Source organism: Sphingomonas natans (assembly GCF_030546695.1).
Classification (GTDB): Bacteria; Pseudomonadota; Alphaproteobacteria; order Sphingomonadales; family Sphingomonadaceae; genus Sphingomonas_I; species Sphingomonas_I natans.
Window position 1 is genome coordinate 224,634 of the sequence record NZ_JAUOTP010000009.1, and the last position, 6,000, is coordinate 230,633.

Here is a 6,000-nt window from a genome sequence, read left to right on the forward strand (position 1 = left end):
AATACGGGCGCCGGGAGCTACTCCTGGCGCCCTTTTTTTGTTTTTGAAACATGCGTCGAGATGGAATGCAGCCTCAGGCTGCGCCGAATTCTGGCTGCCAGATTCGCGCGCGGAAACGCTGCGCGCCTCACCACCGTCAACCGAAAAGAAGTTCGCTGCCATGCTTTCGCAGGCTCAGATCGCGACAAGCCTCATCTGATGTGAGCTTTCGTTTCGAGCATATGCCGGTGGCGGATCGCCAGATCCTGGAAAGATCTCGATGAAATCTTGAAACGTCGCTTGGTCTAGGCTGGCTCCAGCGGCATTTGACCAAAGATTTAGGCAGACGTCAGCCTCTTCCAGGGTCGACAAAAAGAACGGGTACAACGACCGACAGCTGGCGTTCGCGGAACGGCTTTCATCGATCTTGGCATGAATGTCTGCAACGCGCAGCCGCATTAGCTGTGATGGGGCGTTTACGCTTTCGTTTGTCCGAAGGTCGCCGACGCGCTCGAAGCCCAGCATCATTTCATAGAATCGGCGATGGCGAGGGTTCACCTCGATAAAGAGGTCTGTTCCCTCATGCTTCCAGACCCCATAGATCAAGACGACATGGAACAGGGCTGCGAGCAAATGCTTCGACTCGGCGGTCGTATCGAATGCAAGCTTGGTGAGCTCACAGACCTTCGCGCGTGGTTGGTTCCGGTAATGGTCGATTTCCGCCCGAAATAATGCATCAACGGCCAAACCGCGCTCAGAGTCCGCAGCCAGCGTGACCGTTCCAATGACCTCGTCATCCGCGGCTACCGTAAATGTCGTATGTGTCGGGCGCTGGTCCAAACGATGGCTGTCGCCATAGCCTCGCCAAGAATACATGCGATTAATGAGCTCGCACGCCGCGTCACGACGGGCGTCGGATCTCACGATTTCGATGCTAACATCCTTGCCGTTATACTTCCGGCCGGGAAGTGGAATTTGCCAACAGGCGGAATCGCTGAAGCTATCCCTAAAGGACTGTGGATAGATAAACTCACCAACGACGTTACCCGTCGAGACAAGGTCAAGAGACATCTTGTACCTCCACATTTGAACGCAACAAAACCTTAGCCCCAGAATGGCCGTGATATGTTGCAACAGGGTAAATGTGGTGGGTTAACAACTCTGTAAAAGCGCAATTTCGCGGCTTGAAGCCAGATTTTCAATAACATATTCTATTTTTCGCCCGCTGATGCCCAGCGCCAAGGCGCGCCCGAGTCGGTCGTAATCAGTCTGATCCACTGCTCGAGTGCCCCCACCAAGCCTGACCGCAAAGTAGCGCGTCGGGTGTAACAGTCTAGCTATCGCGCGTTGAGGCGTGCCTCCCGTAGGGCCGGCCGCTCGGCGGTCCCGGAACAATCTCAGCCTGCGGCATAACCGAGCTGCTGTTAAACTTTTTGCTCGGTCAAACTCCTAGCCTAAGTGTCGTGTCGTGCTAGTTCCAGGGCAAATTCGGAGGCAGGTTGCCGTCACAGCTGACTATCGCGCTCGGAACCCGCTGCTCCGCGAGAAGCGCTAACGGCATGATGTTAAACTGGAGGCTCGCTGACGGGCGAGGATCTCAACGGTTGGCGATCCTCCATGTCCGCAATGCACTGCTCGACGCGAACTTGTTATGTTTGCGGCGGTGCAAAATGGCGCTAATATGTCGACATGCCAGCGCCGGCAAAATTATCTGACCGCGAGGTCGTCGAAATCCGCAACCGTTTGGGCAGGCCGTGCTCCTATTGCGGAGCTCCTCCTAGCCTTTCGGACATTGCAGCGCGTTTCGGCGTGTCCCGCGTGATGATATGGAAGATTGTCCACGCGCGTGGACGGCTGAAGGCTAGAGACAGCTTCTCGGATACTGGAAAGGCTTTTGGCGCCGACGCGTCCCCAAAAGAAGTTGCGAAGTGGCTTGAGGATGCGGGGATTAGCTGGTCGGACGCAGATCAGCTGCGTTTAGCCGCGCAGGTAATCACCATCGCCAAAGTAGTCGATCTCGAGTGAAGCAAACGCCGAACTGAAAGGCGAGGTTGGGGCTTTGATCAGGTGGCGTGATCGGATGGCGGATTGGCTATCCGGCTAGCAGTTTCGATATTAGAGAAAAAAATTGTTGGACCGGCTCACACGCGGCTTAGCGATGGATTGCAGCTGCAGCGCAGCGCGCTCACGTCGACGAGCGGGGATGTGTACTGACCTGATGTGACGGCTGTGTCCGTCAGGCAAGCGCATCTCATCTGAGTTCACTCATCTACGCTTTGGACCGCACGAAGTCAGCGCAAACAGATTGGTGGCTCGTGGCTGTCGCCGATCTGACCTCGACGTTGTAACTTAGGGCGCGGCAAGCAAGCCGCGACGTGTTGGGTTTCGACGCGCAAACCAGTCGATCAGCAGGGCCGCCAGCATCGTCAGCCCGGTGAGCGGAAACAGCGCGCCGCAGACGAGCATGATGACGAGCAGCCCCCGCGTCGCCGCCTGCGGCCGCGGTCGCGGCGGTGCGGCGATCCGTCCTGTCGGCCGGCGCTTCCACCACATGACCGGCGCGCTGATTGCGAGCAGCAGCAGTCCCGCGCATCCCGCGAGCATCACGAGCCGGTTGATCTCGCCATATTCCAGCCCCTGGTGCGTCTGCACGCCCCAGTCGATCCAGCGCGAGCCCGCCCCGTAGCGGGCATAGCCCGTGTTTTGCAGCACGCGGCCGTCGCTGCTGCTCACATAGAGCGTGCGCTCCTCCTCGGCCGCGCGCGCCGTTGTCGAGAAGAGATACGGTTTGCCGGGCGCGGCGGGGACCGTGAGCGTCCACGCGCCCGAAAGGCCCGCCGCCAGTGCCGCGTGGATCGCGCGATTCGGACCGATATCGGAGCCGGGCGTCCCCATCTTCATCGCCGGGTCCATCGGCATCGCCATGCGCTGCGTCGCCCACGGCATCGATGCCATGCCCTCATGCCCGGCATGTTCGCCGCCGCCGCCGCCCGGTGCCTGGGGCTTGCCCAGTGCGTGGCTCGTGACCCAGCCCTGTACCGTCTTTCCCCAGACGCCGCTCCACGGCATGCCCGTGACCGCCAGGAACAGGACGATCCCGCCCGCGACCAGCCCCAGCGACGCATGCAGATCGCGCCAGAACATTCGCTGCTTGGGAGCTCCGCGCACCCCGATCACCGGCGAAGTGCCGCGCGGCCACCACATATAGATGCCCGTCAGCACGAGGATGATCGCCCAGCCGGCGGCGATCTCGATGAGCGCATTGCCGATCGGCCCGGCGATGATCAGGCTGTGCAGGTCTTTCACGAGTCCCATAATCCCGCCCGGCCGGGTCAGACCCAGGACATGGCCGTCGGCGGGATCGACGAACGCCATCTTCCTGGCGCCGTCGGCGAGGGTGACGCTCATCCGCCACGCCTCGTCGGGAGCTGCAGGCTTGACGATCTGGCTGACCGTGCCGCCCGTCTCGGCCGCGACGCGCTTCACCAAAGGCGCGACGGCGGGCGTCTCGGCATGCGGCCCCGCCGCCATCCAGCGCGCGTAGAAGGCCCGCTCGATCTCGGGCTTGTAGAGATAGAGCGATCCCGTGATCGCCAGCCAGGCGAGGAAGGGCAGGACGAGCAATCCGGCATAGAAATGCCAGCGCCAGACGGCGCGATAGAGATCGGGCGCACGCAGCGGCGCGCGAAGGGCAGGGGCCATGAGAAAATCCTGATCGGGCGCGGGCGTGCCGCGCAAGCGCCGCCGGGGGGCGGCAGGCGAGGTCGATCAGACGGTGACGGGCGGTCCGGTCGGCGGCGGCGGCGGCGCCGCCAGCCCCGCGCCGATGCTGGCCGCCGAAGACGCCGCCGCTATCATGGCCGGGCTCAGCAGGACGGGAAGCAGCGCGCCGATTGCTCCATCGGGTTCGGCGAGCGCGCAGGCGAAGCCGACGAACGCGCAGGGCCTGTCGCCCTTGTCGCTCGTATCATGGCCGTCGTGATGCGGCGCCGGGTGATGTGCCATCGGCCCGTGGGTGGTCGCTGTGGCCACCCCGAAGCAGGGTACCAAGCCGATCCGGTCGCCCGCCGGCATCCATCCCGACGGGATCAGGATTCGCAGCAGCAAGGCAAGGCCCGCAAGCATCACGGCCTGCCGCCGCCATAGCCTTTTCGCCGCCTGTGCCCGCATCGCGCCGGACGATATGGCAAAGCGCGATCCGTGTCGATGATCCGCACCGATCACGCCCGGATGCGCTGGAATCCTTCATCGCTGAAATAAAGTGGATGCTTGTCGCGCTATGGCGCGGCTAGCAGCGCAGGATTTCACCGCATGTACCAAAAGCACCATCTCCGACGAGAACCGGATCGCTCCGGCGCGTCATGCGAACGATTCTCAATAGACGTTGCAGATGCGAATCATTCGCGCTACCGGCCGCTCTTGTGAACGCCCCAACCCCGCTCCCGAACGCCTTGCCGAAGAAGCGCCGCCGCATCTCGCGCGGCTGGTGGCTCAAGCAGCTCCACACCTGGCACTGGATTAGCGCCGCGGTTTCGCTGATCGGCATGCTGATGTTCGCGATCACCGGCGTGACGCTCAACCATTCCAGCATTATCCCCGCGCACCCGCAGGTCGTCCAGAAAGCGGGGACGCTCGCGCCGTCGCTGCTGCGGCTTCTCAAAGCCACGCCGGCCGAGGGCGCGCCGATGCCTGCCGCCGTCGCCGAAGCCGTTGCCGCGCAAGTCGGCCTCGATCCGTCGGGCCGCACCGGCGAGTGGAGCGAGGACGAAGTCTATGTCGCGATGCCGCGCCCCGGCGGCGATGCCTGGGTCAGCGTCAATCGCGGCACCGGCGCGATCGCGTCCGAGGTCACGAGGCAGGGCCTGATCTCCCTGTTCAACGATCTCCATAAGGGCCGCAACACCGGCCTGGGCTGGCGGCTGTTCATCGATGCCTTCGCCGCCGCCGCGATCCTGTTCACGGGCACGGGCCTGCTGCTGCTCCAGTTTCACGCCAAGCATCGCAAGAAGACCTGGCCGCTCGTCGGCCTGGGCTTCGCGGTCCCGCTCATCGTCGCCATCGTCTTCATCCACTGAGGAATTGATCCTATGCGCCCCAATCCTTTGCGGACTGCATCCTTTGCGCTGGTCGGCGGGCTGTCCGCCTCCGCCGCGACTGCCGGCACCGTTAGCGTCACGCTGCCGCGCCTCGCGATCGCCGAATATCACAAGCCCTATGTCGCGGGCTGGGTCGAGCCCGCCGGGGGCGGCACCGTGCGCAGCCTGTTCGCCTGGTACGATATCAAGAAGGGCGGCGCCGAGCCCGGCCACAAGTGGCTCGCCGATCTGCGCTCCTGGTGGCGCAAGAGCGGCCGCAGCCTGAAGCTGCCCGTCGACGGCGTCAGCGGCGCGACGAAGGGCCCCGGCACCTATACGATTTCCCTGCCGAACGATCTCGCCCCCGGCGCCTATGTTCTCAATGTCGAGGCCGCGCGCGAAGGCGGCGGGCGCGAGCTCGTCAGCGTGCCGATCACGGTACCGAACGGCAGCGGCAAGGCTTCGGGCAAGACCGAGCTCGGCGCGGTCACGGTGGCGGCCAAGTGATGCGCGCGCGCATCCTCGGCGCCCTGCTCGCCGCCGCCGCCCTGCTGCCCACCGCGGCGCAGGCCGATCATTCGTTCATCGTCCCCTCGGGCACGCTCTTCTCGGGCAGCAACAATTTCGTGACTTTCGATGCCGCGGGATCGGAGCATGTCTTCTTCTTCGATCACCGCCCGATCGGCATCGAGAGCATCCGCATCTGGAAGCCGGACGGCACCGAGGCGAAGCCGACCGCGACCTTCTCGGGCCGCCTGCGCTCCGCCTTCGACGTGCGCCTCGATCAGTCGGGCACGTGGAAGATCGCCAGCCAGCAATCGAACGTGATGGGCACGCTCAAGCTCAACGGCGAGGAGCGGCGCGTCGGCGGGCGCGGCGGTCCGCCGCCGGGCGCGGGTGGCCCGGGAGGCCCCGGTGGTCCCGGCGGCCCGGGTGGCCCCGGCGC

Annotated in this window: 6 protein-coding genes and 1 pseudogene; 4 read left to right on the top strand and 3 right to left on the bottom strand. The window is 64.0% G+C overall.

Features of this window, described 5'->3' with window-relative positions; translation table 11 throughout:
* Positions 1–174: 174 nt before the first annotated feature.
* Positions 175–1,050: an N-acyl amino acid synthase FeeM domain-containing protein gene (locus tag Q4F19_RS17990; RefSeq protein ID WP_303545548.1), complete on the bottom strand. Its 876-nt coding sequence runs from the start codon at positions 1,048–1,050 to the stop codon at positions 175–177.
* Between the two features lie 618 nt (positions 1,051–1,668).
* Here Q4F19_RS17990 and Q4F19_RS17995 point away from each other — a divergent pair.
* Complete coding sequence (locus Q4F19_RS17995; RefSeq protein WP_303545551.1) at positions 1,669–2,004, top strand: hypothetical protein; 336 nt, start codon at positions 1,669–1,671, stop codon at positions 2,002–2,004.
* A gap of 324 nt (positions 2,005–2,328) precedes the next feature.
* On the opposite strand, the gene Q4F19_RS18000 is transcribed toward Q4F19_RS17995, so the two are convergent.
* Positions 2,329–3,681 carry a PepSY-associated TM helix domain-containing protein gene (locus tag Q4F19_RS18000; protein WP_303545554.1) on the bottom strand — a complete coding sequence of 451 codons (1,353 nt, stop codon included), beginning with the start codon at positions 3,679–3,681 and terminating at the stop codon, positions 2,329–2,331.
* Between the two features lie 66 nt (positions 3,682–3,747).
* Positions 3,748–4,149 (bottom strand): hypothetical protein, encoded by a 402-nt coding sequence (locus Q4F19_RS18005; RefSeq protein ID WP_303545557.1) that lies wholly within the window; start codon positions 4,147–4,149, stop codon positions 3,748–3,750.
* A gap of 251 nt (positions 4,150–4,400) precedes the next feature.
* Here Q4F19_RS18005 and Q4F19_RS18010 point away from each other — a divergent pair, with 251 nt between their 5' ends.
* The 3 genes and pseudogenes from Q4F19_RS18010 to Q4F19_RS18020 form a co-directional block, all read left to right on the top strand.
* Entirely contained in the window at positions 4,401–5,054 is a 654-nt protein-coding gene (locus Q4F19_RS18010) for a PepSY-associated TM helix domain-containing protein (protein WP_303545560.1), read from the top strand.
* A gap of 12 nt (positions 5,055–5,066) precedes the next feature.
* Positions 5,067–5,561: a DUF2271 domain-containing protein gene (locus Q4F19_RS18015; protein ID WP_303545562.1), complete on the top strand. Its 495-nt coding sequence runs from the start codon at positions 5,067–5,069 to the stop codon at positions 5,559–5,561.
* A pseudogene (locus tag Q4F19_RS18020) lies at positions 5,561–6,000 on the top strand (DUF4198 domain-containing protein); the annotation flags it as partial. The gene Q4F19_RS18015 and the pseudogene Q4F19_RS18020, both read left to right, overlap by 1 nt.